Source organism: Nocardioides sp. OK12, assembly GCF_024341885.1.
Taxonomy (GTDB): domain Bacteria; phylum Actinomycetota; class Actinomycetes; order Propionibacteriales; family Nocardioidaceae; genus Nocardioides; species Nocardioides marinisabuli.
Genome location: NZ_BNET01000005.1, coordinates 67048 through 90153, shown reverse-complemented (window position 1 = coordinate 90153; position 23106 = coordinate 67048). Strand labels below are relative to the sequence as shown.

Annotated in this window: 25 protein-coding genes and 1 tRNA gene; 15 read left to right on the top strand and 11 right to left on the bottom strand. The window is 74.4% G+C overall.

Annotation, left to right across the window (positions count from 1 at the left end; genetic code table 11):
- Positions 1-9: 9 nt before the first annotated feature.
- The 3 genes from OCU29_RS13685 (at position 10) to OCU29_RS13675 (ending at position 2460) form a co-directional block, all read left to right on the top strand.
- Positions 10-678 carry a class F sortase gene (locus tag OCU29_RS13685; protein WP_261820350.1) on the top strand — a complete coding sequence of 223 codons (669 nt, stop codon included), beginning with the start codon at positions 10-12 and terminating at the stop codon, positions 676-678.
- 73 nt (positions 679-751) lie between these two features.
- Positions 752-1840 (top strand): LLM class flavin-dependent oxidoreductase, encoded by a 1089-nt coding sequence (locus OCU29_RS13680; RefSeq protein WP_261820604.1) that lies wholly within the window; start codon positions 752-754, stop codon positions 1838-1840.
- The gene (locus OCU29_RS13675) at positions 1837-2460 is read left to right on the top strand and encodes a CE1759 family FMN reductase (RefSeq protein WP_261820349.1); all 624 of its coding nucleotides are present in this window, start codon (positions 1837-1839) and stop codon (positions 2458-2460) included. Before OCU29_RS13680 ends, OCU29_RS13675 begins: the two co-directional genes overlap by 4 nt.
- A 28-nt stretch (positions 2461-2488) precedes the next feature.
- On the opposite strand, the gene OCU29_RS13670 is transcribed toward OCU29_RS13675, so the two are convergent.
- A complete protein-coding gene (locus tag OCU29_RS13670) occupies positions 2489-3019 on the bottom strand; it encodes a YbhB/YbcL family Raf kinase inhibitor-like protein (protein ID WP_179616595.1) in 531 nt (176 codons plus the stop codon).
- A gap of 86 nt (positions 3020-3105) precedes the next feature.
- Here OCU29_RS13670 and cobA point away from each other — a divergent pair, with 86 nt between their 5' ends.
- Both cobA and OCU29_RS13660 read left to right on the top strand, forming a co-directional pair.
- Positions 3106-4401: a uroporphyrinogen-III C-methyltransferase gene (gene cobA, locus OCU29_RS13665; RefSeq protein WP_261820348.1), complete on the top strand. Its 1296-nt coding sequence runs from the start codon at positions 3106-3108 to the stop codon at positions 4399-4401.
- A 1-nt stretch (position 4402) separates the two neighbouring features.
- On the top strand, positions 4403-5206 hold the full coding sequence (locus OCU29_RS13660; RefSeq protein ID WP_261820347.1) for an RNA methyltransferase: 804 nt from the start codon (positions 4403-4405) through the stop codon (positions 5204-5206).
- A 3-nt stretch (positions 5207-5209) separates the two neighbouring features.
- On the opposite strand, the gene OCU29_RS13655 is transcribed toward OCU29_RS13660, so the two are convergent.
- Entirely contained in the window at positions 5210-5848 is a 639-nt protein-coding gene (locus tag OCU29_RS13655) for a hypothetical protein (protein ID WP_261820346.1), read from the bottom strand.
- A 29-nt stretch (positions 5849-5877) separates the two neighbouring features.
- On the opposite strand from OCU29_RS13655, the gene OCU29_RS13650 reads away from it, so the two are divergent.
- Positions 5878-6486, top strand: a complete 609-nt coding sequence (locus OCU29_RS13650) for a hypothetical protein (RefSeq protein WP_261820345.1) — start codon at positions 5878-5880, stop codon at positions 6484-6486.
- 118 nt (positions 6487-6604) lie between these two features.
- Here the strand turns inward: OCU29_RS13650 and def are convergent, their stop codons facing one another.
- Positions 6605-7201, bottom strand: coding sequence for a peptide deformylase (def, locus tag OCU29_RS13645; RefSeq protein ID WP_179616589.1), 597 nt, complete (start codon positions 7199-7201; stop codon positions 6605-6607).
- A 111-nt stretch (positions 7202-7312) separates the two neighbouring features.
- Between def and OCU29_RS13640 the strand changes: the two genes are divergently transcribed.
- On the top strand, positions 7313-8689 hold the full coding sequence (locus tag OCU29_RS13640) for an acyl-CoA dehydrogenase family protein (protein WP_261820344.1): 1377 nt from the start codon (positions 7313-7315) through the stop codon (positions 8687-8689).
- A 13-nt stretch (positions 8690-8702) separates the two neighbouring features.
- A complete protein-coding gene (locus tag OCU29_RS13635; protein ID WP_179616587.1) occupies positions 8703-9920 on the top strand; it encodes an acyl-CoA dehydrogenase family protein in 1218 nt (405 codons plus the stop codon).
- A 66-nt stretch (positions 9921-9986) separates the two neighbouring features.
- On the opposite strand, the gene OCU29_RS13630 is transcribed toward OCU29_RS13635, so the two are convergent.
- From OCU29_RS13630 to OCU29_RS13620, 3 genes are all read right to left on the bottom strand, one after another.
- On the bottom strand, positions 9987-10646 hold the full coding sequence (locus OCU29_RS13630) for a hypothetical protein (RefSeq protein WP_261820343.1): 660 nt from the start codon (positions 10644-10646) through the stop codon (positions 9987-9989).
- A 109-nt stretch (positions 10647-10755) separates the two neighbouring features.
- Positions 10756-11133, bottom strand: a complete 378-nt coding sequence (locus tag OCU29_RS13625) for a hypothetical protein (protein ID WP_261820342.1) — start codon at positions 11131-11133, stop codon at positions 10756-10758.
- 52 nt (positions 11134-11185) lie between these two features.
- Entirely contained in the window at positions 11186-11473 is a 288-nt protein-coding gene (locus tag OCU29_RS13620) for a YiaA/YiaB family inner membrane protein (RefSeq protein WP_179616584.1), read from the bottom strand.
- Positions 11474-11627: 154 nt separating this feature from the next.
- Here OCU29_RS13620 and OCU29_RS13615 point away from each other — a divergent pair, with 154 nt between their 5' ends.
- The gene (locus OCU29_RS13615) at positions 11628-12965 is read left to right on the top strand and encodes a DUF2252 domain-containing protein (RefSeq protein ID WP_261820341.1); all 1338 of its coding nucleotides are present in this window, start codon (positions 11628-11630) and stop codon (positions 12963-12965) included.
- Here the strand turns inward: OCU29_RS13615 and galK are convergent.
- Positions 12962-14152 (bottom strand): galactokinase, encoded by a 1191-nt coding sequence (gene galK, locus OCU29_RS13610; protein ID WP_261820340.1) that lies wholly within the window; start codon positions 14150-14152, stop codon positions 12962-12964. The genes OCU29_RS13615 and galK overlap by 4 nt on opposite strands.
- Positions 14153-14211: 59 nt before the next feature.
- Here galK and OCU29_RS13605 point away from each other — a divergent pair, with 59 nt between their 5' ends.
- The 3 genes from OCU29_RS13605 (at position 14212) to OCU29_RS13595 (ending at position 16990) form a co-directional block, all read left to right on the top strand.
- Positions 14212-14610 carry an ankyrin repeat domain-containing protein gene (locus tag OCU29_RS13605; RefSeq protein WP_261820339.1) on the top strand — a complete coding sequence of 133 codons (399 nt, stop codon included), beginning with the start codon at positions 14212-14214 and terminating at the stop codon, positions 14608-14610.
- 236 nt (positions 14611-14846) lie between these two features.
- Positions 14847-15299 carry a hypothetical protein gene (locus OCU29_RS13600; protein ID WP_261820338.1) on the top strand — a complete coding sequence of 151 codons (453 nt, stop codon included), beginning with the start codon at positions 14847-14849 and terminating at the stop codon, positions 15297-15299.
- A gap of 257 nt (positions 15300-15556) precedes the next feature.
- Positions 15557-16990 carry a GuaB1 family IMP dehydrogenase-related protein gene (locus OCU29_RS13595; RefSeq protein WP_179616579.1) on the top strand — a complete coding sequence of 478 codons (1434 nt, stop codon included), beginning with the start codon at positions 15557-15559 and terminating at the stop codon, positions 16988-16990.
- 33 nt (positions 16991-17023) lie between these two features.
- On the opposite strand, the gene OCU29_RS13590 is transcribed toward OCU29_RS13595, so the two are convergent.
- Complete coding sequence (locus OCU29_RS13590; protein WP_261820337.1) at positions 17024-17605, bottom strand: LysR family substrate-binding domain-containing protein; 582 nt, start codon at positions 17603-17605, stop codon at positions 17024-17026.
- A gap of 188 nt (positions 17606-17793) precedes the next feature.
- Here OCU29_RS13590 and OCU29_RS13585 point away from each other — a divergent pair, with 188 nt between their 5' ends.
- Genes OCU29_RS13585 through OCU29_RS13575 form a run of 3 tightly spaced genes read left to right on the top strand, consistent with a single transcriptional unit; the run spans position 17794 to position 20911 of the window.
- The gene (locus OCU29_RS13585; protein WP_261820336.1) at positions 17794-18840 is read left to right on the top strand and encodes an acyl-CoA dehydrogenase; all 1047 of its coding nucleotides are present in this window, start codon (positions 17794-17796) and stop codon (positions 18838-18840) included.
- Positions 18828-20204 (top strand): bifunctional PIG-L family deacetylase/class I SAM-dependent methyltransferase, encoded by a 1377-nt coding sequence (locus OCU29_RS13580; RefSeq protein ID WP_261820335.1) that lies wholly within the window; start codon positions 18828-18830, stop codon positions 20202-20204. Before OCU29_RS13585 ends, OCU29_RS13580 begins: the two co-directional genes overlap by 13 nt.
- A complete protein-coding gene (locus OCU29_RS13575) occupies positions 20201-20911 on the top strand; it encodes a glycosyltransferase family 2 protein (protein WP_261820334.1) in 711 nt (236 codons plus the stop codon). Before OCU29_RS13580 ends, OCU29_RS13575 begins: the two co-directional genes overlap by 4 nt.
- Before the next feature lie 7 nt (positions 20912-20918).
- On the opposite strand, the gene OCU29_RS13570 is transcribed toward OCU29_RS13575, so the two are convergent.
- From OCU29_RS13570 to OCU29_RS13560, 3 genes are all read right to left on the bottom strand, one after another.
- Complete coding sequence (locus OCU29_RS13570) at positions 20919-22418, bottom strand: alpha/beta hydrolase (protein WP_261820333.1); 1500 nt, start codon at positions 22416-22418, stop codon at positions 20919-20921.
- Positions 22419-22462: 44 nt separating this feature from the next.
- Positions 22463-22840, bottom strand: a complete 378-nt coding sequence (locus OCU29_RS13565; RefSeq protein WP_261820332.1) for a hypothetical protein — start codon at positions 22838-22840, stop codon at positions 22463-22465.
- Between the two features lie 131 nt (positions 22841-22971).
- Positions 22972-23057: transfer RNA gene (locus tag OCU29_RS13560), tRNA-Leu, on the bottom strand.
- Positions 23058-23106: the final 49 nt, after the last annotated feature.

The window sequence follows — 23106 nt, the reverse complement described above, 5'->3', positions numbered from 1 at the left end:
CCTGGGTGCGTGCCCTCGCTGACCCTGGACCACCGCCAGCGCCGCCTGGTGCTCGCCCTCGTCGCGGTCGGCTCGCTGGTGCTGCTCGCCGTCCTCGCGGTGGTGGTGGCGCAGCGGCCCGGCGCGGGGCCCGGAGGGGCAGGATCGGCGCCCACGCCCGCCGCGAGCTCCGCGGAGGAGGCTGCCGCGGCCGGGGTGGACACCACCGAGGAGGCGACGTACGCCGAGGCGACGCCGGCCGACCCCGACCGCCTGCGCATCCCCGAGCTCGGCGTCGACGCGCCGGTGCGCGGCATCGAGGCCCCGGGGCGGGTGCTGGTGCCGCCGCGGGACCCGCAGCAGCTGGGCTGGTGGTCGGACGGGGCGCGCCCGGGGGCCGAGACCGGCAGTGCTCTCGTGGTCGGCCACACCGTGCACACCGGCGGCGGGGCCCTCGACGACCTCGAGACCCTCCAGACCGGGGACCGGATGACCGTGCGGTCCGACGGCGCCGACCTCGTCTACGCCGTCAGCACCGTGCGGGTCTACGACAAGGGCCGGATCGCGCGGGACGCCGGGCGGCTCTTCAGCCAGGAGGTCCCCGGGCGCCTGGTGGTGCTCACCTGCGAGGACTGGGACGGCTCGGGCTACCGCAGCAACGTGGTCGTGGTCGCCGAGCCGGTCGACCGGCCCGCCTGAGCCGGGAACAAGCCGGCCCCCGCCGCCGTTGGATCGACAGTTCGAGATTCAACTACAGGGGAGCGTGAGCAGCATGCAGCTCGGGATCTTCAGCGTCGGCGACGTGACGCCCGACCCGACCACCGGCCGGACCCCGACCGAGCAGGAGCGGATCCGCGCGCAGGTCGCGATCGCGCTCAAGGCCGAGGAGGTCGGCCTCGACGTCGTCGCGGTCGGCCAGCACCACAACCCGCCGTTCGTGGCCTCCTCGCCGACGACGACGCTGGCCTGGATCGGCGCGCAGACCGAGCGCATCGTGCTCTCGACCTCCACGACGCTGATCACCACGACCGACCCGGTGCGCATCGCCGAGGACTACGCCACGCTCCAGCACCTCACCGGCGGTCGCGTCGACCTGATGATGGGCCGCGGCAACACCGGCCCGGTCTACCCCTGGTTCGGCAAGGACATCCGCGAGGGCATCAACCTCGCCGTCGAGAACTACGCGCTGCTGCACCGGCTCTGGCGCGAGGACGTCGTCGACTGGCAGGGACGCTTCCGCACGCCCCTGCAGGGCTTCACCGCGACCCCGCGTCCGCTCGACGGCGTGGCGCCCTTCGTCTGGCACGGCTCCATCCGCAGCCCCGAGATCGCCGAGCAGGCGGCGTACTACGGCGACGGCTTCTTCCACAACCACATCTTCTGGCCGTCCGAGCACGCGGCCCGGATGGTGCGGCTCTACCGCGACCGCTTCGAGCACTACGGGCACGGCCGCGCCGACCAGGCCTACGTCGGGCTGGGCGGGCAGTTCTTCATGCGCAGGGACAGCCAGGCGGCGGTGCGCGAGTTCCGGCCCTACTTCGACAACGCCCCGGTCTACGGCCACGGCCCGTCGCTGGAGGACTTCACCTCGCAGACCCCGCTGACGGTCGGCTCGCCGCAGCAGGTGCTGGAGCGCACCCTGGGCTTCCGCGAGCACGTGGGCGACTACCAGCGCCAGCTGTTCCTCATCGACCACGCGGGCCTGCCGTTGAAGACCGTGCTCGAGCAGCTCGACCTGCTCGGCGAGATCCTCCCCGACCTGCGTGCGGGCTTCGCCGAGGGGCGACCTGCACACGTGCCCGACGCCCCGACCCACGCCGGGATGCTCGCCGCGCGGCAGCGGCAGGAGGTCACGGCATGACCCGGCTGGTGGTCCTCAGCGCCGGCCTGTCGGACCCGTCGTCGACCCGGCTGCTGGCCGACCGGCTCACCTCCGCGGTCGTGGGCCGGCTCGAGGCCTCTGTCGACGTCGAGGTGGTCGAGCTGCGCCGGCTCGCGCACCCGTTGGCCGACCGGCTCGTCACCGGCTTCGCCGGTGCGGAGCTGGCCGCCGCCCTGGAGGCGGTGCGCGGCGCCGACGCGCTGATCGCGGTCACGCCGGTCTACGCGGCGTCGTACAGCGGGCTCTTCAAGACCTTCGTGGACGTGCTGGAGCGCGACGCGCTCGACGGGACGCCGGTGCTCGTGGCCGCCACGGGAGGCACGGCCCGGCACTCGATGGTGCTCGACCACGCGCTGCGCCCGCTCTTCACCCACCTGCGGGCGACCGTGCTGCCCTCCGGGGTCTTCGCGGCCACCGACGACTTCGGCGACGCCGGTCTGGAGGCCCGGGTGGAGCGGGCCGCCGCCGAGTTGGCCGCCGCGCTGAACCCGGGCGCGGGGCCCCGGCGGCCGCGCGAGCGCAGCCTCGAGGCCGAGCTGGCCGAGCCCACGCCCTTCGAGGAGCTGCTGCGCCGCGCGGGCGCGGACCCGACGGGCTGACGTCCTTCGGCCAGGGTCCAGTGCCGCGTCAGTGCTGGTAGGTGCCGTGCAGCACCGCGCGGCCAGCGGTCTTGAAGGCCAGGTTGAACGAGACGACGGCCGGGCTGGCGTCGGAGTCCACGCCGAGGCTCTCCTCGGTGACGGCGTGCACCACGAAGAAGTAGCGGTGCACCTGGTCGCCGGGCGGCGGGGCGGCCCCGGCGAACGCCTTGGCACCCAGGTCGTTGCGGCACATGAAGGCCTGGCCCGGCAGGTCGGCACCCTCGGCGCCGATGCCGGCGGGCAGCTCGGTGGTGTCGGCCGGCAGGTCGACGAGCACCCAGTGCCAGAACCCGCTGGGGGTGGGCGCGTCGGGGTCGAAGCAGGTCACGGTGAAGCTCTTGGTGCCCTCGGGAGCGCCGCTCCACGAGAGCTGCGGCGAGGAGTCCCCGCCGTCGCCGACCTGGGCCGCGTCGAGGGGCGCACCCTCGCTGACGTCGGTGCTGGTCACCGTGAAGGACGGCACCGGGGGCAGGAGGTCGTAGGGGTTCGGGGCCACGGGGCGCTCGAGGTTGCTCATGTAGCCGAACGTAGCCAACGTCTCGGACCGTGACCACCACCCGGGCAGTGGCGCCGCCCGGGGGTGCGCCCGGGGAGCATGGGGCCATGGCTGCTCTCCCCGAGGACCCCACCACCGCCGCGACCGCGCACGAGCCGCCGCCGTACCCGGTCGGCCTGCGCCTCGCCGGACGGCGGGTCCTGGTCGTGGGCGGGGGACAGGTCGCGCAGCGCCGGGTGCCGGCCCTGATCGCCGCCGGCGCCGACGTGGTCGTCGTCGCCCCCGACGTCACCCCGGCCCTGGAGGGCATGGGCGCCGAGCTCACCTGGGTGCGGCGCCGCTTCGAGCCCACCGACGTCGACGGCGCGTGGTACGTCGTCGCGGCCACCGACGACGCCGAGGTCAACGCGGCGGTGCTGGCCGAGGCGGAGGCGCAGCGGGTCTTCTGCACGCGCGCCGACGACGCCCGCGAGGCGAGCGCCTGGACGCCCGCGGTCGGGCGCCACGACGGCGTGACCGTCGCGGTGCTCGCCAACCGCGAGCCCCGCCGCTCCGCGGCCGTGCGCGACGAGGTGATGACCGCGCTCCGCGACGGGCGGCTCACCGTGCGCGACGCCCACCACCGCACCGCCGGGGTGGTGCTCGTCGGGGGCGGGCCCGGCGACCCCGAGCTGGCGACGGTCGCCGCCCGGCACGCCCTGGCCAGCGCCGACGTCGTGGTGGCCGACCGGCTGGCTCCTCGTGAGCTGCTCGACGAGCTGCCGGCCCACGTCGAGCTGGTCGACGTCGCCAAGCTGCCGCGGGGGCGCCAGGCCAGCCAGGAATCGATCAACGAGGTCATCGTCGAGCGGGCGCTCGAGGGCAAGCGGGTGGTGCGCTTCAAGGGCGGCGACAACTTCGTCTTCGGTCGCGGCTTCGAGGAGATCCTGGCCTGCCGGGCCGCCGGGGTCCCGGTCAGCGTCGTCCCCGGCTTGACGTCGGCGATCTCGGTGCCCGCCGGTGTGGGGATCCCGGTGACCCACCGCGGCGTCGCCCACGAGTTCACCGTCGTGACCGGTCACGTGCCCCCGGGCCACCCGCAGTCGCTGGTCGACTGGGAGGCGCTGGCGCGGATGCGCGGCACCGTGGTGCTGCTGATGGCGGTGCAGAACGCCCCCGTGATCGCCGAGACGCTGATCGCCGGTGGTCGGCGCCCCTCCACCCCGGTGGCCGTGATCGTCGAGGGCACGATGCCCGAGGAGCACACGGTGCTGAGCACCCTCGCCGACCTCGCGCACGACATCGTCGAGCAGGGGGTCCGGGCGCCTGCGATCATCGTCGTCGGCGACGTGGTCGCCGTGGCCCGACCGGGCCACTACGCCGAGCCGGTGACGGTGCGGCCGGGCGACTTCGCGGAGGAGTGACGTGGCGCAGCTGGTGGAGGTCAGCGACCCGGACGACCCGCGGCTGCGCGACTACCGCGACCTGCGCGACGTACAGCTGCGCAAGGACCTCGAGGCCGAGCACGGGCTGTTCCTGGCCGAGGGCGAGAAGGTGGTGCGCCGCGCCGTCGAGTCCGGGTACGCCGCCCGCTCGTTCCTGATGGCCCCGCGCTGGCTCGACGGGCTCGCCGACGTGCTCGAGCGCTCCGAGGCGCCCTGCTTCGTGCTGAGCGAGGACCTCGCCGAGCAGGTGACGGGCTTCCACGTGCACCGCGGCGCCCTCGCCTCCCTCGAGCGCCGCCGGCTCCCACCGGTCGACGCCGTCCTCGAGGGGGCGCGCTCGGTGCTGGTGCTCGAGGACATCGTCGACCACACCAACGTGGGCGCGATCCTGCGCAGCGGCGCCGCGCTCGGCTTCGACGCCGCGCTGCTGGCGCCGCGCTGCGCCGACCCGCTCTACCGCCGCGCCATCAAGGTCTCCATGGGCGCGGTCTTCACGCTGCCGTGGACCCGCCTGCCCGGGTGGCGCGACGCGCTGCCCTCTCTCTCGGAGCGCGGCTTCACCACGGTCGCGCTCACCCTCGCCGACGACGCCGTACCGGTCGAGGAGGCCGTCGCCGGGCTCGACAAGGTCGCGCTGGTGCTGGGCTCGGAGGGGCACGGGCTCTCGGAGCGCTGGCAGGACAGCGCAGACCGGCGCGCGGTCATCCCGATGCACGAGGGCATCGACTCCCTCAACGTCGCCGCCGCCTCCGCGGTGGCCTGCTACGTCACCGCGCGGCGGTGAGCCTCACCGGCAGTCGGCCGGCCTGAACGAGATCGTCTGCTCGACCGGGACCTCGACCTGCCCCTCAGGCTCGTCCTCGCCCGACCACGTGGCCCGGACGGTGCCGATCTCGGCGGCCCGCTCGCCGGCGAGCACGTCGTCGTCGAAGCGCAGGTGGAACATCAGCAGGCCGGTCCGCCCCTCGGTGGCCGAGTAGAAGTCGACGCGGTTGCGACCCGCCCAGGAGACCTGGCGCTGCTCACGCAGCTCCGCCCGGTCGGGCCAGGCGTACTCGCCGCCGAAGGCGATGGTGCCGCCGAAGTTGGTGGGTGGGAGGTCGATCGCCGGACCGATCGACCGGACCCCGTCGCTGTCGACCAACGAGAAGTCCAGGTGCTCGACGTCGCGCAGGACCTCGTAGGTGACGTCGAGCCACGCGAGGTCGGGGTAGGGGCGGTCGTAGCAGGTGGTGCCGCTGGACATCGACTCGATCGTGATCGCGTCCTGGACGTCGCCGTCGTCCGAGCTGGAGGCGGGCGTGGTGGTCACCGTGACGGTGGCGGTCGGTGCCGCGGCGGGCGAGCCGTCTCCCTCAGCCGTGCAGGCCGACAGGGCGAGGGCGGTCAGTGCGGCGCCGGCGGTGACCCGAGAAAGGTAAAGCACGCCCGGAGACTATTGGCTACTTTCGCCCCATGGACCAACGACCCGCCGACTCCGCCTACCACCGCACCCTCCCGATCGGCGAGCGGCTCCCGGGCCGTCCACTGGTCGAGGACCGGCTCTCCTGCTTCGAGGAGGTCACGCTGCGCCCGTTGGAGCCGATGCTGGTGCCCGAGGCGCCGCGGGCGGGCGAGGCCGACCGCAGCGAGTGCGGTCACTGCCGGCCCTCGGAGCACACCATCTGGCACGACGACCTGTGGCAGGTGCGCTCGGGGTTCGTGCCCTTCGGGCTGCCGTTCGTGGGCGGGATCGCCCCGCGTGAGCACGTGCTGCTCGAGGACGCGCCGCTCGAGCTGCTCGCCACCCTGGGCCCGCTGCTGCAACGGGTGAGCAACGCGGTCAAGGCCGTGCCGGGCGTGGCCCGCACCCACCTGGCGCGCTGGGGCGACGGCTCGGAGCACTTCCACCTGTGGGCGCTGGCGCGCCCCGCCGGGATGATGCAGGGTCGCGGCGCGATGCTCGCGTTCTGGGACGACGTGCTGCCGCCGCTGCCCGATGACCTGCGCGTGGAGCACCTGCGCGTGGTCGCCGCGGCGCTGGCCGCCGACGGCGGGACCGCCTTCCCGGCGAGGGGTGCTTAGCGGCCCTGCATGAGTCCCCGGCCGACCGGTGACTCATGCACTTGTCAGGTGTTGCAACACCCACTAAGTGCATGAATCCCCGGCTGACCGGGGACTCATGCACCCGGCCAGGAGACCCTCACTCGGCGGGCCAGCCCTCCGGGTACTCCTCGACGGCTCGGTCGTGCTCCTTGGCGAGCTTCTTGCGCTGCTTGGTGGCCAGGCGGTCGCCGAAGACCGTGCCGCGGGTGTGGTCGGTCTCGTGCTGCAGGCAGCGGGCCAGCAGGCCGTCGCCGGTGAAGGTGACCGGTTCGCCGTCGAGCCCGGTGCCGTGCACGGTCGCGGTGTCGGGGCGGGCGCAGGGCACGAAGGCGCCGGGGTAGGACAGGCAGCCCTCGTCGGAGTCGTCGAGGTGGCGCTCCTTGCCCTCCGGGAGCTCGAGCTCGGGGTTGCAGACCACGCCGACGGTGCGCTCGCCCGACTCGTCGGGGCAGTCGAAGACGAAGACGGCCCGGTCGACGCCGATCTGGCAGGCGGCCAGGCCGACCCCGTCGGCGGCGTACATGGTGGCGACCATGTCGGCGACCAGGGCGCGCAGCTCGTCGTCGTACGTCGTGACCGGCTCCTGGGGGCGGTGCATGACCGGGGTGCCCCAGCGGGTGATCGGGCGGACCGTGCCGCCCTCGGGGAGGGGGCCGTACGGCGCGTGCTCGGGCTGCTCTGGCGGTGCGGGCATGCCCGCGATCCTAGGAGAGCCCCACGGCGCCCGCTAAACCAACGCTGCGCTGTGACCCGGACCACGCACCCACCTGTAGCGCAATGTGTAACTCACAGTTACATTGACGTCATGGACCTGACCAAGAGCCTCCCGGCGCGGCTGCGCCCCGGGGGAAGGCACGGGCTGGCGGACACCGAGGTGCGCGACCCCATCGGCTACGCCGTCGCCGCCCTCGGCAAGCTCGCCCAGAGCGACCTCCTCGACCGCGTGGGCCTGCGCAAGCAGGCCGAGCAGGCGGTCTTCACCGTCACCCGCACCGGCTTCCAGGCCGCCACCAGCGCCAACCGCGCCTTCACCCGCGCGGGCAGCCGGCAGAAGGCCGGCGTCCGGGTGCCGGCCGCGGCGCCGAAGGGCGTCTTCGACCTGACGCCCAGCGAGGACGAGCAGATGCTCGTCGACGTCGTGGGCGAGTACGCCGCCGAGGTGGTGCGCCCCGCCGCCGCGGAGGCCGACGAGGCGTGCGCCGCCCCCGAGCCCGTCCTCAAGGCCAGCCTCGACATCGGGCTGCCGATCCTCGGCGTGCCCGAGTCGCTCGGCGGCATCTCCGAGGAGCGCTCGGCCGTCGCCGGCACCCTGGTCGCCGAGGCGCTCTCCCGCGGCGACATGGGCCTGGCCGTGGCCGCCCTCGCCCCGGGTGCGGTCGCCACCGCCCTGGGCCTGTGGGGCACCGAGGCCCAGCAGCAGACCTACCTGCCCGCCTTCACCGGCGACGAGGTGCCGGCGGCCGCGCTGGCGATCAGCGAGCCCGCCGTCCTCTTCGACGCCCTCTCGCCCAGCACCACCGCCCGGCGCACGCCCGACGGCTTCGTCCTCGACGGGCTCAAGAGCGCCGTCGTGCGCGCCGCCGAGGCCGAGCTCTTCGTCGTGGGCGCCGTCCTCGAGGGCAGCCCGGTGCTGTTCCTGGTGGAGTCCTCGACCCCCGGCCTGAGCGTCGAGTCCGACCCCGGCATGGGCGTGCGGGCCGCCTCGATGGCCCGCCTGCGCCTCGAGGGCGTCACCCTGCCCGCCGACGCGGTCCTCGGCGAGACCGACGGCTCGACGTACGCCGAGTGCGTGCGGCTCTCGCGCCTGGCCTGGTGCGCCCTCGCGGTCGGCACCGGCCAGTCGGTGCTCGACTACGTGACCCCCTACGTCAAGGAGCGCCACGCCTTCGGCGAGCCCGTGGCGCACCGCCAGTCGGTGGCCTTCATGGTCGCCGACATCGCGATCGAGCTGCAGGCCATGCGCCTGCTGACCTACAAGGCCGCCGGCCGCGCCGCCGCCGGCAAGGACTTCTCCCGCGAGGTGGCGCTCGCGCGCCGGCTGTGCGCCGAGAAGGGCATGCGGATCGGCCTCGACGGCGTCCAGCTGCTCGGTGGTCACGGCTTCGTCAAGGAGCACCCGGTCGAGCGGTGGTACCGCGACCTGCGGGCCGTCGGCGTGATGGAAGGAGCCGTCCTCGTCTGAGGACAACCACACCATGATCAATCTGGACGACCCCAAGAAGTTCCGCCCGCTGCGCGACCAGGCCCACCAGGTCGCGATGAACATGCTGCGCCCCATCTCGCGCAAGTACGACAAGGCCGAGCACGCCTACCCCACCGAGCTCGACATGCTCGCCTCGATGATCGACGGGCTCTCGGAGTCCGGGGCCGCGGAGGGTGCCGGCGCCGCCGGCGTACGCCGCGACGAGAAGCCCGAGGAGAAGCAGGCGGGCTCGAAGAACGGCGCCAACCTGGCCTCGGTGCTCTCGATCGCCGAGATGTGCTGGGGCGACGTCGGCCTGCTGCTCTCGATGCCGCGCCAGGGGCTGGGCAACTCCGCCATCGCCTCGGTGGCCGACGACGAGCAGGCCGAGCGCTTCGACGGCGTGTGGGCCGGGATGGCGATCACCGAGCCGGGCACCGGCTCGGACTCCGCCAACATCTCGACCACCGCGGTCCTCGACGGCGACGAGTACGTCATCAACGGCGAGAAGATCTACGTCACCAGCGGCGACCGTGCCGACGCCATCGTCGTGTGGGCCACCCTCGACCGCGACCTGGGTCGCGCGGCGATCAAGTCGTTCGTGGTGCCCAAGGGCACGCCGGGCATGCGCGTCGACCGGCTCGAGCACAAGCTCGGCATCAAGGCCTCCGACACCGCCACGATCATCTTCGAGGACTGCCGGGTGCCGAAGGAGAACCTGCTCGGCTCCCCGGAGGTCGACGTCAAGCAGGGCTTCGCCGGCGCGATGGCGACCTTCGACAACACCCGCCCGCTCGTGGCCGCGATGGCCATCGGCTGCGCCAAGGCCTCGCTCGACCTGACCCGCGACCTGCTCGAGCAGGCCGGGGTGGTCATCGACTACGACCGTCCCGCGCTGACCCAGTCGGCTGCCGCAGCGAAGTTCCTGCAGATGGAGGCCGACTGGGAGGCCGCCCGCCTGCTGACGCTGCAGGCGGCCTGGATGGCCGACAACCGCGAGCCGAACTCGCTGGAGGCCTCGATGGCCAAGGCGAAGGCCGGGCGCGTCGGCTCCGACATCACCCTCTCCTGCGTCGAGCTGGCCGGTACCCTGGGCTACAGCGAGGTCGAGCTGCTCGAGAAGTGGTCGCGCGACTCCAAGATCCTCGACATCTTCGAGGGCACCCAGCAGATCCAGCAGCTGATCGTCGCGCGGCGGGTGCTGGGGCTCAGCAGCGCCGAGCTGAAGTAGCCCGGAGACGTACGACGGCCCGGGACCCACCGTGGTGGGTCCCGGGCCGTTCGTCGTGGTCGTGGCTCAGCTGTCGCTGGCCTGCTGCAGGGTCTCGGACTCCGAGGCGACCTGCTTGGCGGTCGCGGTGTCGACCAGCGGCTCGGTGCCCGCGTCGGCGGGCAGCTCGAGCTGCTCGGGGCCCTCGGGCTCCGGCGGGGCCGCCGAGGACGGGGTCGGCTCGGACTTGAGCGGGACCTGGTCGGCGGTCTTCGTCGGCGCCGGCTTCTTGGCCGCTGCCTTCTTGGGAGCCGCCTTCTTCACCGCCGTCTTCTTGGCGGTCGCCTTCTTCGCAGCCGGCTTCCTGGCCGGGCTCTTCTTGCCGGCGAACGCCGCGACGTCGGCCGGGGTCACGTCGACCTCGACGTCGGCGGCACCGGCATCGATGTCGGTGACCGGCTCGGTGCTCGTCTCGGTGACCGTCTCCGTGACCGGGGCTGCCGGGGCAGGCGCCGGCGTGGGCGCCTTGGCCGGCGCCTCGGGCGCGCCGGAGCGGCCGGTCACCTTGCCGACCAGGCTGCGTGCGGTGCCCTCGACGGCGAGCCGCCCCAGGGTGACGCCGGAGCGCACCTGGGTGGCTGCCTTGTCCGCAGCGGCGGCGGGGAGCTTGGCGACGCCGACGGCGAGGTCGGTCGCCACCTCGGCGACGGGGCCGACCACGGGGATCTTGGAGAGCGGGGTGGGCACGGGGGTGTCCTCCTGGGGATGGGGTGCCGGCGACCGAGCGGCCGCGGCGTGACCCCCAGAGTGAACCACCCGGTGCGGACGGTGGCCCCGCACCCAGGGGTGAGGGGCCTCAGGAGTCGGCGGGGCGCACCGGCTCCGGGGCCGGGCCGGGACGCCGCGGGGGGAGCCGGTCGCCCGGCGCCGAGCGCGGCGTACGGGGCGCGGCGGCGGCCGAGCCCACCTCGGGGCGGGGCGCGACCCGGGCCGCCACGTCGGCCGGCGTCACCTCGGGCGTGGCGGACGCCACCGGGTGCTCGGACGAGCGCTCAGCCGGCCGGTCCGCCCGGGTGCCCGGGGAGAGCGACAGGCCCCGCTCGACCCACGGCCGCGCCCGCTCCAGGGCCCGCCCGCCGAGACGCAGGCCGCTGTGCAGCGTGCCGAGGACGCGGCGTCCGACCTCCCCGGCGGTGGCGATCGTGCTGGTGCGCTGCTCGTCGGTGGAGCTCATGGGCAGGTCCTCTCGTCGACGTCGATCGGGTGCCCGGGCAGTCAAGCACGCCTCAGGAGACGGAGCGGAAGGGGTCGTGGTCGGCCAGGATCTTGTCGACGCGCGCCTGGTCGAGCCGGCTGACGACCGAGGAGGTCTCCTGGGCGTCGCGCACGCACTTGGCCAGGGTGAAGGCCGAGGTGGTCAGGTAGAGGGTGCCGAGGGCCAGGAAGGCGCGCATCCAGGGGTCGACGGGCAGGTACAGCACCGCGACGACCATGGCGAGCAGGGCCAGGCCGAAGGAGATGCCGGCCTGGGCGTAGAAGGCGCTGGTGGTCTTGTTCTGGGTGGGTTGGCTCATGGGTCCACCCTCGCCCGGCGCCCGGGGGCGGCGGACCCGTCGGCGTACGCATCTGCGCTGGGCCCGGGTACTCAGCCGGGTTGCTCGGCCAAGGCGCAGCAGGTAGCTCGGACGGGTGGCCTGCGCGGGCCGCGCCGCTGGCACAGTGGCCGGCATGGACGACCAGGACCGCACCGACACGATCATCGAGGTGCTCGGCGCCGCCTTCGCCGACCTGATGGAGGCCGACCCCGCCGCGTTCCGCGGCAAGTACCGCAAGATGGCGGCCGACCCGCACTCGTTCTACCGCGGCACGGCCTGCCTGTTCTACGCCGACGTCACCGGGGCCACCGGCGGGTCGGCGGGCTCGCAGGTCTGGAGCGAGGACTTCGCCGACGAGCGCAGCGGACGGATCTGGATCCACGGCGACCTGCACGTCGAGAACTTCGGCACCTACCTCAACTCCGACGGCCGCTTCGTCTTCGACGTCAACGACTTCGACGAGGCCTACCTGGGCCGCTTCACCTGGGACCTGCAGCGCTTCGCCGCGTCGCTGGCGCTCGTGGGCTGGCAGAAGGCGCTGCCCGAGCAGGACGTGCGCGACCTGGTCGAGCGCTACCTGCGGGCCTACCTCGACCAGGTCGACCACTACGTCGAGGCCGCCGACGACTTCGCGCTCTACCTGCACAACACCTCGGGTCCTGTCCACGACATGCTGCTGGAGGCCCGCGAGCAGCGCCGCACGGACCTGCTGGCGGCCAACACCACGCGCGGGGACGGCGAGCACCGGACCTTCCGCGACGACCCCAGCGTGCGCCGGCTCGGCGACGCCGAGCACGAGAAGGTGGTGCAGGCCTACCGCGACTACCTCGAGACGATCCCCGACGAGCGCCGCTCGCCGCGCGACGTCTTCTACGACCTCCACGACGTCGTCGGCAAGTCCGGCTTCGGCATCGGCAGCGCCGGGCTGCCGGCCTACAACCTGCTGATCGAGGGCCACAGCCAGGCCCTCGACAACGACGTCGTGCTGTCCATGAAGCAGGCCAACGTGCCGGCCGTGAGCCGCTTCGTCGACACGACCGAGGTCGACGACTACTTCGAGCACGAGGGGCACCGCACCGCCGTCAGCCAGCGCGCCCTGCAGGTGCACACCGACCCGTTGCTGGGCTACGCCGCCATCGACGGTGTCGGCTACGTGGTCGCCGAGGTCTCGCCGTACGAGGTCGACCTCGACTGGTCGGGCATCACCGAGCCCGAGCAGATGGCCGAGGTGGTCGAGCTGCTGGGCCGCGCCACCGCCAAGGTGCACTGCGCCTCCGACGAGGACAGCGACCAGGACCTGGTCGACTTCCAGGTCGAGGAGGCCGTGGTCGCCAGCGTGGGGGAGCGGCGCGACGAGCTCGTCGCCTGGGTCACCGACTTCGCCACCGCGTACGCCGAGCGGGTGCGCGCCGACCACGCGCTGTTCGTCGAGGCGTTCCGCGAGGGCCGGATCGGGATCTCCTCGACCTAGTCGCCCACGCGCCGGACCGACGCGCCCGGCCCGGGCTCGGCCAGCAGGTGGGCCGGCGCCGTGAAGCCGTCGCGCACGAACCGGAGGTCGATCGCGCGGGCCACCGCCTCGACCCGCTCGGCCGGCATCAGGGCCACGGCGGAGCCACCGAACCCGCCACCGGTCATCCGGGCACCCACGGCCCCCGCCTCCACCGCGGTCTCCACGGCGGTGTCGAGCTCGGGGCAGGAGATCTCGAAGTCGTCACGCATCGAGACGTGCGAGGCCAGGAGGAGCCGCCCGAGCGCCGCGTGGTCGTCGTCGGCGAACGCCTCGACGGTGCGGCGCACGCGCTCGATCTCGGTGGTCACGTGGCGCGCACGGCGGCGCAGCCGGTCGTCGTCGAGCGAGTCCACCTGCCCGGCGTCGGCCTCGCGCAGGGTCGGGACCTCCAGGCGGCGGGCGGCCTCCTCGCAGTCGGCCCGACGCTCGCCGTAGCCGCCGTCGACCAGCGCGTGGGAGACCCGGGTGTCGGTGACCAGCAGCCGCAGCCCGCTGGCCGCCAGCCCCAGGTCGACCGCACGTGAGGAGCCGTCGGCGAAGTCGACCAGCAGCGCCGCACCCGCCTCGGCGAGCATCGCCACCGTCTGGTCCATGCCGCCGGTGGGCGCGCCGACCACCTCGGTCTCGGCCCGTACGGCTGCGCGCACCAGCCGCTCCCGGTGGGTGTCGAGGTCGTGGCCGAGCAGCGCCACCACCGCGGTGCCCACCGCGCACTCCAGCGCCGCCGAGCTCGACAGCCCCGCCCCGACCGGCACGGTCGAGTCGACGAGCACGTCCACGCCGGGCACCTCCAGCGGCTCCCCGGCTCCGGTGCCCAGCGCCCACAGCACCCCGACGGCGTACGCCGCCCAGCCCTGCGCGCCGCCGGGGCCGCACCCGGCGAGGGTGCCCTCCCAGCCGCTGTCCTGCTGGAGGCTGGCGACGCGCACGACGTCGTCGTCGCGGCGACGCACCGCCGCGAACGTGGCGTGCGGGAGCGCGACGGGGAGCACCAGGCCGGCGTTGTAGTCGGTGTGCTCGCCCATCAGATTCACCCGCCCGGGGGCCCGCCCCACCACGTCGGGGGCCGCCCCGAAGCGGTCCTGGAAGTGCCGGACCAGGCGCCGGTGCACCTGGTCGGGGTCGCCGCTCTCCGTCCACGCCATGACCCCACCCTAGGGACGCCGACCCGCCGGGGTGGGCCTCCGGCTGCGAGCATGGGGGAGTGGACGAGCAGACGAGCCCCTCCGACGCCCCGACGCCCGACCGGCTCGACGAGCTGACCGGCCTGGCGCACCAGCTCCTCGACCTCGCCCGGCTCGGGCACGCGGAGCGGCTGCTCGCGTACGTCGACGCGGGCGTGCCGGTCGACCTCACCGACGCGCAGGGCAACACCCTGCTGATGCTCGCGGCGTACCACGGCCACGCGGCGGTCGTGCGGGGCCTGGCCGAGCGCGGTGCCGACGTCGACGCCCTCAACGACCGCGGCCAGTCGCCGCTGGCCGGGGCCGTCTTCAAGGACGAGCAGGCGGTGGTGGAGGCCCTGGTCGCGCTCGGCGCCGACCCGGACGCCGGCGCGCCGACCGCGCGGGAGACCGCGCAGATGTTCGGCCGCACCCTCTGAGCCTGGAGGACCGACTGGACCTCGTGCGTCGCGCCCGCTCGACCCGGCGAGGTCAGCGCCGTTCGGTCTCCCCAGCCAGGACGCGTCACGCTCGTGGCCATCAACGTGCGCGGCCCCGGACGTAGCTGCGGGCGACCGTGGTGCCGCCGACGATGGTCGCCACGTATCGTGCGCGTCGGCGCGCGCTGATCTGCCGCTTCGCTCGCGCCACTGCGGACAGGCGAATGCATGCCCCGATGCTTCAGCACGACAGCGGCATGTTTCGACACCCGCAGTCCGATGCGAAGGAACAGATGAACCTGTCTCAGGTGGATGAGAAGCTGCTTCGCCGACGGGTCTTTGCCGCTCCGCCCCTGATTGCCCTGCCGACCGCTGCCATAGCGGCCTGGGCGCTGTGGGGAGAGGTGCCGACCCTCGTGGCACTCGCCTTTCCTGCGTTCCTCTACGCGAGTGGACTGGTGTGCGGGATGTTGGTGGCGATCGAGAAGAACGACACCGAGTCGCAACCCCCCAGGTGGGGATTGCTCGTCGTTCCGGCGGGCATCTTCATCTTCTTCGCGGCAGGACGGGTGGCCTCACCCTTGGCCAACGCTCTTGCGGCGTCCTTTGTCGTTCTGCCCATGCTGGGCTGGTACTCCGTCCGGGCAGCTCGTGAGCTGGGGCGACGGAAGCAGTCAGGGACGCGATAGCGCGTGGCCACCCCGGCCAGAGCCGTTCTTGATCCCTCACCTGCCGCGGCCGCTGCTGCTCGTTCCCGTCATCGGCCCCTTCGTACGGCTGGGTGCAGCGCGTGGGCTGCGGGAGGCACCGGTTGGCGCTAGGAGCCCTGGGCGGCCAGTCGGTGGAACAACCGAGCTGAACGACGAGGTCCGTCCGCCTCTCCCGCGACCGGGAGCCAGAACGGTTGCTGGCCCACCGCCCGGCGCGGCGCCGTAGGGTCGCCACCGTGCGCTTCCTCAACGACGCGGCCCCGCCGCACGAGCTGACCTACGACGACGTGTTCATGGTGCCGGGGCACTCCTCGGTGGCCAGCCGCTACGACGTCGACCTCGCGACCAGCGACGGCACCGGCGCGACCATCCCGGTCGTGGTGGCCAACATGACGGCGATCGCCGGGCGCCGGATGGCCGAGACCGTCGCGCGCCGCGGCGGCATGGTCGTGGTGCCGCAGGACATCCCCGCCCCCGTGGTCAAGGAGGTGGTGGCGTTCGTCAAGAGCCGGCACCTGGTCCTCGACACCCCGATCGAGCTCGCACCGCACCAGACGGTCGCCGAGGCCCTCTCCCTGATGCCCAAGCGGGCCCACCGGGCCGCCGTCGTGGTCGACGAGGGCCGGCCGGTCGGGGTGGTGTCGGTGCAGGACTGCACCGACGTCGACCGGTTCGCCCAGGTGCACCAGGTGATGACCCGCACGCCGGTGACGATCAGCGACGACACCGACCCGCGCACCGCCTTCGACGCCATCGACGCCGCGCGGGCGCCGCTCGCGGTGGCGGTGGCGCCCGACGGCACCCTCACCGGGGTGCTTACCCGGGCGGGGGCCCTGCGGGCCACCCTCTACACCCCGGCGGTCGACGAGCGGGGCGGGCTGCGCGTCGCGGCCGCCGTCGGCGTCAACGGCGACGTCGGCGCCAAGGCCGAGCACCTGCTCTCCGCCGGCGTCGACACCCTGGTGGTCGACACCGCCCACGGCCACCAGGACCGGATGATCGAGGCGCTGCGCGCCGTCCGCGCGCTCGACCCGCAGGTCCCGGTCGTGGCCGGCAACGTCGTCGACGCGGGCGGCACCCGGGCCCTGCTCGCCGCCGGCGCCGACATCGTCAAGGTCGGTGTCGGGCCGGGTGCGATGTGCACGACCCGGATGATGACCGGCGTCGGGCGCCCCCAGTTCTCGGCGGTCCTGGAGTGCGCCGCGACCGCCCGCGAGGCCGGCGGGCACGTGTGGGCCGACGGCGGGGTGCGCCACCCCCGCGACGTCGCCCTGGCCCTGGCCGCCGGCGCCTCGAGCGTGATGATCGGCTCGTGGTTCGCCGGCACCCACGAGTCGCCGGGCGACCTGGTCGAGGACGGCGGCCGCTCCTACAAGGTGTCCTTCGGCATGGCCTCGGCGCGCGCCGTCGCGAACCGGACGTCGGGGGAGTCGGCGTACGACCGGGCCCGCAAGGGTCTCTACGAGGAGGGCATCTCGTCCTCGCGGATGTACCTCGACCCGCAGCGCCCCGGGGTCGAGGACCTGGTCGACGAGATCTGCTCGGGGGTGCGCTCGGCCTGCACCTACGCGGGCGCCTCGTCGCTGGAGGAGCTGCACGAGCGCGCCGTGGTGGGCGTGCAGTCGGCCGCCGGCTACACCGAGGGCCGTCCGCTGGCGACCTCCTGGTAGCCGTTGGTGGGGGCTGGGGGGCTGGAGGGGTGGTCAGCCCCGCGACGAGTTCGCGGTGCGCCCGCGCACGATGCCGATGAAGGTCTGCACCCGCGGGTCCTCGTTGTCGGTGCGCCACACCAGGCCCACCGTGGTGCCCTCGAGGTCGTGCACGGGGCGGTAGGTGACGTCCTTGCGCTGGTGCAGCCGGGCGACCGACATCGGCACCAGCAGCACCCCGGTGCCGGCGGCCACCGTCTCGACGGCCTCCTTGGTGCTCATCGGCGGCCAGTCGAGCTGCGGGGCGCGGGGCGTCCAGCCGGAGACGTGCGGCGCGACGAGCTGCTCGTCGGCCAGGTCCTCGGTGCCGACCTCCTCGACGACGGTCGCGACGTGCTCGTGGCCGACGACCGCGACCACGCGCTCCTCGTAGAGCTTGATGCAGTGCAGACCGTCGCGGTCGACGGGCAGCCGGGCCAGCACCACGTCGACCTCGCCGGAGCGGACCAGCCGCTCCTGCTGGTCCTCCTCCACGGGCACGAGCTCGAGGGGGTCGCGCGAGCGGTCGCGCCAGGTGCGCGCCCACTTGTCGGGGGTGGCGCCGGTGACGAAGCCGACGCGGAAGGGAACAGGCACCGCACGAGACTACCGGCGGGACCTCCTCCACTCCTAAGGGTGAAAGACGCGCCAGGACGTTTGACGCTGCCGGTCTAGGGTCAAGAGACAGGTGTCGCGGGCCCGGCGCCCGTACGGAGCACTTACGCAGCTGTTCCCGACAGGGCCGGGCCGGCGGCGCACGTCCGGCACGACGAGGAGAGCACTGCATGGACCCCTGGGTGCCGCTGGCCCCGCACGCCGTCGCCCCGCACGAGCCGTGGCAGCAGCATGTGTGCGACGCGCTCGGCACCCTCAAGCGCGGTGACCTCGTCGGCCACCTCGAGCTCGCGGCCGAGCTCGGACCTGCGGCCCCACGCCCGGCCGGCGGCTCGACCCGCGGCCTGTGGGAGCTCCTCGCCACCCTGGGGGCCCACGACCTCCAGCTCGCGCGCGCCGTCGAGCCCCACCTCGACGCCCTGGCGATCCACGACGAGGCCGGCTCCGGCGCCCCGACGGGCAGCACCTGGGGGGTCTTCGCCGCCGAGGGCCCGGGGGCGCGCCTGACCGCCCGCCCCGCGGGCGAGGGCTGGGTGCTGGAGGGCACCAAGCCGTGGTGCTCGCTGGCCGCGCACCTGAGCCACGCGCTCGTCACGGCCTGGGTCGACGACGAGACGCGCGGCCTCTTCGCCCTCGACCTGCGCGGCCCGGGCGTGCGGACCGCCGGCGCCGACGGCTCCTGGGTGCCGCGGGGGCTCCCCGACATCGTCAGCACCGCCATCGAGGTCGACGGCGCCGGCGCCACGCCGGTCGGCGGCCCTGGTTGGTACCTGCGCCGCGACGGCTTCGCCTGGGGAGGCATCGGCGTCGCGGCCGTCTGGTACGGCGGCGCGGTGGGGCTGGCCCGCCGCCTCGCGCGGCCCGCCGGCCGTCCGCTCGACCAGGTGGGGCACCTGCACCTCGGCCTGGTCGACCAGCACCTCACCGCGGCCCGGGCGACGCTGGCCGAGGCCGCCGCGCTGGTCGACGCCGGCACCGTGTCCGGCGACGAGGCCGCTGCGCTGGCCACCCGGGTGCGCTCGGTGGTGGCCGCGGCGGCCGAGGGGGTGCTGGCCTCCTGCGAGCACGCCCTGGGTCCCGGGCCCCAGGTCGGCGACGCGGCGTACGCCGCCGGGCTGGCCGACCTGCGCCTCTACCTGCGCCAGCACCACGCCGAGCGCGACCTGGCCGCGCTGGGGCGCGGCAGCGACGAGCACGGAGCCTGGTGGTCGCGGTGACGGCGGCCTTCCGGCACGACTCGCCGGGCACCCCGGCGAGCGCCTGGCACGAGGACCGGCGGTGGTCCGCGCTGCCGCTGCTCGAGCTCAGCGCCCGCGACGGGCGTCGGCTCGAGCGGGTCGTGGTCGTGGCCGCCCACCCCGACGACGAGTCCCTGGGTGCCGCCGGCCTGATGACGCGGCTGCTGGTCCTGCCCGACGAGCAGCGTCCTGAGATCGAGGTGGTGCTCCTGACCGCCGGGGAGCGCAGCCACCCCGCCTCGCCCACGCACTCGAGGGAGCGGCTGGCCGCGCTCCGGCTCGAGGAGTCGCGCGCGGCGGTGCTCGCGCTCGGCGGGGCCGCCGAGCAGGTGGCGCTGACCTGCTGGGGCTCGGCCGACGGGGCCGTCGCCGACGACGAGGCCCGCTGGACCGAGCGCCTCGCGACCCTGATCGGCGACGGCAGTCGCACCCTGCTCGTGGGCCCCTGGCGCCACGACGGGCACCCAGACCACGACGCGGCGGGCCGGATCTGCGCCGCGGCCGCCCGGCGTACCGGGGCCCGGCTGCTGGAGTACCCGATCTGGTTCTGGCACCGCGCACAGCCGCAGGACGCCCCGTGGGTCGACCTGCGCCGGCTGCCGCTCGACCCGGCCGCGTGCACGGCCAAGCGCGAGGCGGTGCACTGCCACACCACGCAGGTCCGCCCGCTCTCGGAGGCGCCCGGCGACGAGACCCTGCTGCTGACCGGCATGCTCGCGCACTTCCTGGGCGAGCAGGAGGTCTTCGTCGAGGCCCCCGCGCGCGACGAGACGCTCGACGCCCTGCACCGCGAGGTGGAGGAGCCCTGGGGCGCCGACACCCGCTGGTACGAGGAGCGCAAGCGCGCCCTCGCGCTGGCGATGCTGCCCGACCGGCGCCACGGACGCGTGCTCGAGGTCGGGTGCTCGACCGGCGTGCTGACCCGGGAGCTGGCCGGGCGCTGCGAGGAGGTGCTCGCCGTCGACTCCAGCCCGGCCGCGGTCGCGGCGGCCCGGCGACGCAACGACGACCTGCCGCACGTCGAGGTGCAGCAGCGGCTGCTGCCCGAGGACTGGCCGGACGGTCGGTACGACGTGGTGGTGGTCAGCGAGGTCGGCTACTTCCTGAGCCCCGTCGACCTCGACTCCCTGGTCCGGCAGGTCGCCCACGGGCTGACCCGCGACGGTGTGGTGCTGCTGGCCCACTGGCGGCACCCGGTGCAGGGGTGGCCGCTCGACGGCGCCGCCGTGCACCGCGCGTTCGAGGCCCTGCCCGGGTGGAGCCGGATCGCGCAGTACCAGGACCGCGACGTCGAGCTGCTGCTGCTCGGGCCTCCCAGCCGGATGCCGGACCCGGCCGCGTGAGCGGCGTCGAGTCGTTCGTGGTGGTCGTCCCCGTCCACGACGAGCAGGAGGTGCTGGGTGCCTGCCTGGCCTCGGTGGCCGCGTCGGCCGAGGCGCTGCGCGAAGGGTCAGCGCTCGCGCCGCGCCTGGAGGTCGTCGTGGTGCTCGACGCCTGCACCGACGCCAGCGCCGAGGTGGCCGCGACCCACGGCGTGCGGGTCGTGACCACGGCCGCCCGGTGCGTCGGCACGGCGCGCGCCCTGGGCGTCGAGGCGGCCACCCGGGGGCTGCCGGCCCGGCCCGACCGGGTCTGGGTGGCCACGACCGATGCCGACACCCAGGTGCCGACGTCCTGGCTGGCCGACCACCTGGCCGCCGCCGAGGGCGGCCACGACCTGCTGGTCGGCCCCGTGCTGCCCGACCCCGACGGGCTGGACGCACCGGTCCTGGCCGCCTGGCACGAGCGGCACCGCAGCGGCCACCTGCACGTGCACGGCGCCAACCTCGGGGTGCGCCTGTCGGCGTACCTCGAGGTCGGCGGCTTCGGCGACCTCAGCACCGGCGAGGACGTCGCCCTGGTCCGGGCGCTGCTGGAGCGGGGAGCCTCCACGGTGCGCCAGGGCCGCCCGGTCGTGACGTCGGCGCGCGAGCGGGGCCGGGCCCCCGACGGGTTCGCCGGCTACCTGCGGGCGCTGCGGCTGGCGGTCGCTGAGGGCGCTTCGGCGTGACTCAGGCTCAGCAGCCGACGTCGGTCAGGTCGCCGTCGCGCAGGGTGCGCCGGGCGGCGTCGAGCCGGTAGGCGGAGCAGTAGTAGAAGCTGAGGTGCTCGTCGCGTCGCAGCCGCACCGGCGTCCAGGTGCCGCCGCCGGTGGGCTCGAGGTAGTCGACGCGCGGACGCAGCAGCGCCCTCGGTCCGCCCCGGTGCTTGAGGTAGCGGTCCAGCCAGCGCTGCACGGTGACGCTGGTCAGCGCCTGGCCCCACCGGCTGGCCGGCAGCACCAGCGGGATGTCGGTGTACTCCAGGTGGGTCGAGGCACGGGGGACCAGCATCATCGAGTCGACGCCCGCCGCGTCCCAGGCGTCCCAGCCGGTCGCCCGCTCGCGGGCCGGGTCGGGCCCCTCGGGGGACGGCTGGGGGGAGATCGAGCTGCCGCCCGAGAGCAGCCACGGGGAGACGGCGAAGCCGTACTCCGACTGGATCCCTAGCGCCGGCACCACCGGGGTCACCTCGTCGTCGCCGGAGGTGGAGCCGAGCTTGTCGAGGGCCACCACGGTGGCCACCCGCCGGTCCACGGCCTGCACCTGCGACACCGCCGCGGCCCCGAGCGAGTGGCCGATGACCGCGATCCGGCGGTCGCGACCGGGGGTGAAGGGGCGTCGGTCGCGGCGGCGGTCCAGCAGCCGGTGGAAGGGGTTGGCGGCGTCCACGCGAGCACCCTGGCTGCCGGGGTTGGCGTAGGGCCGCCGCGGGGTGGAGAGCAGGAAGGACAGCGCGTCGCGGGTGCCCACCTCGAAGTTGGCCTGCTGCTGGAACGGGACGCCCGGGCAGCCGGTCATCTCGCCGGTCACCTCCCCGGGGAGCGGGTCGGCGGTGGGGTCGCAGAACGGGAACACCGACCCCTCGGGGTGCGGGAACGTCTCGCTGCTGCCCTGGCCCTGCACGTCGTAGCTCAGCACGACGTAGCCGCGCTCGGCCAGGTCCTGGCCGAGCCACTCGTACATGCCCTCGGAGCCCTGCACCGAGCCCGGGGTGATCACCACGCCGGGGAACGGGCCCCGCAGGCGGCGGCCGGTGTAGGGGTCGCGGGCGCGCCAGGCGGGCGCCCACACGGTGCCGCGCAGCAGGGCGCCGTACCGGTTGGTGAACGCGACGCGCTGCGAGCGGCCCCGGGTCTCCGACCAGGAGGCGCGCAGCGGGTTGCCGACGTCCCAGCCGGGCACCAGGTTGCCGGCGGTGAGTGCGGGGCGGGTCGGTTCGGCGACCTGGGTCAGCAGCTGCGCGACGCTGGTCAGGCTGCTCTGGGTGACGAGGGCCGGCAGGTAGGCGGGGTTGCGCAGCTGGCCGCCCTCGCCGTGGATCCGGCCGTAGGCGTCGGCGACGTTCTGGAGGTCGCGCTGCACGTAGGCGGGGGAGCCGGGTGCGGGGTCGTCCGCGCTCGCGGTGGCGGGCGCGGTCGCGCCCAGGCCCAGCAGCGCAGGGACGGTGAGCAGGGCGAGCAGGCGTGAGCGGGGCACGTGGGGCTCAACGACCCGGGCGGTGCCGGGGTACGCCGCTCGGCTCAGGGGAGGTGGACCGTGCCGCCCCCGTCGCGGGTGCGGGCCAGGAGGTCCTGGCGCGAGAGCGACCAGTGCCCGCAGTCGCACCAGGCCGGGACCTCGTCGACGACCAGGGGACCGGGCTCGAGCAGGTCGGTGAAGGTGTGCCCGGGGCCGCCACCGTCGTGCGCGGTGTCGACGAAGTCCTTGGAGCCGTGGGCGTGCGGCCCGGTCGGGGCCTGGTAGACCAGCCCGGCCCGGGTGTCGTAGACGGCCGCGAGGTGGTGGGCGTGCCGGCACTGGACGTTGAGGACCCGGTGGTCGGTGGTCCTGGTCAGGACGTTGGTCAGGTCGGCCATCGCCTGCTCGGCCTTCGTGCGGCTGTCGGGTTGCGGGCTCATCCGTCCACGGTGCCCGCGCGTCCGGGCCGGGGCCAGGGGCGAACGACCCCTGGCCAGGGACCTTGGCCAGCAAGCGTGACCAGGGAGCTCCGAAATGAAGAAAAGGCCCCGTGGAGCCGGGGCCCTTCCAGTGTCCGAGGGGGGACTTGAACCCCCACGCCCTAATACGGGCACTAGCACCTCAAGCTAGCGCGTCTGCCTATTCCGCCACCCGGACGAGTGCGGTGGAACAGTAACAAAGCAGGGGCCGAAACCTCGCATCGGCC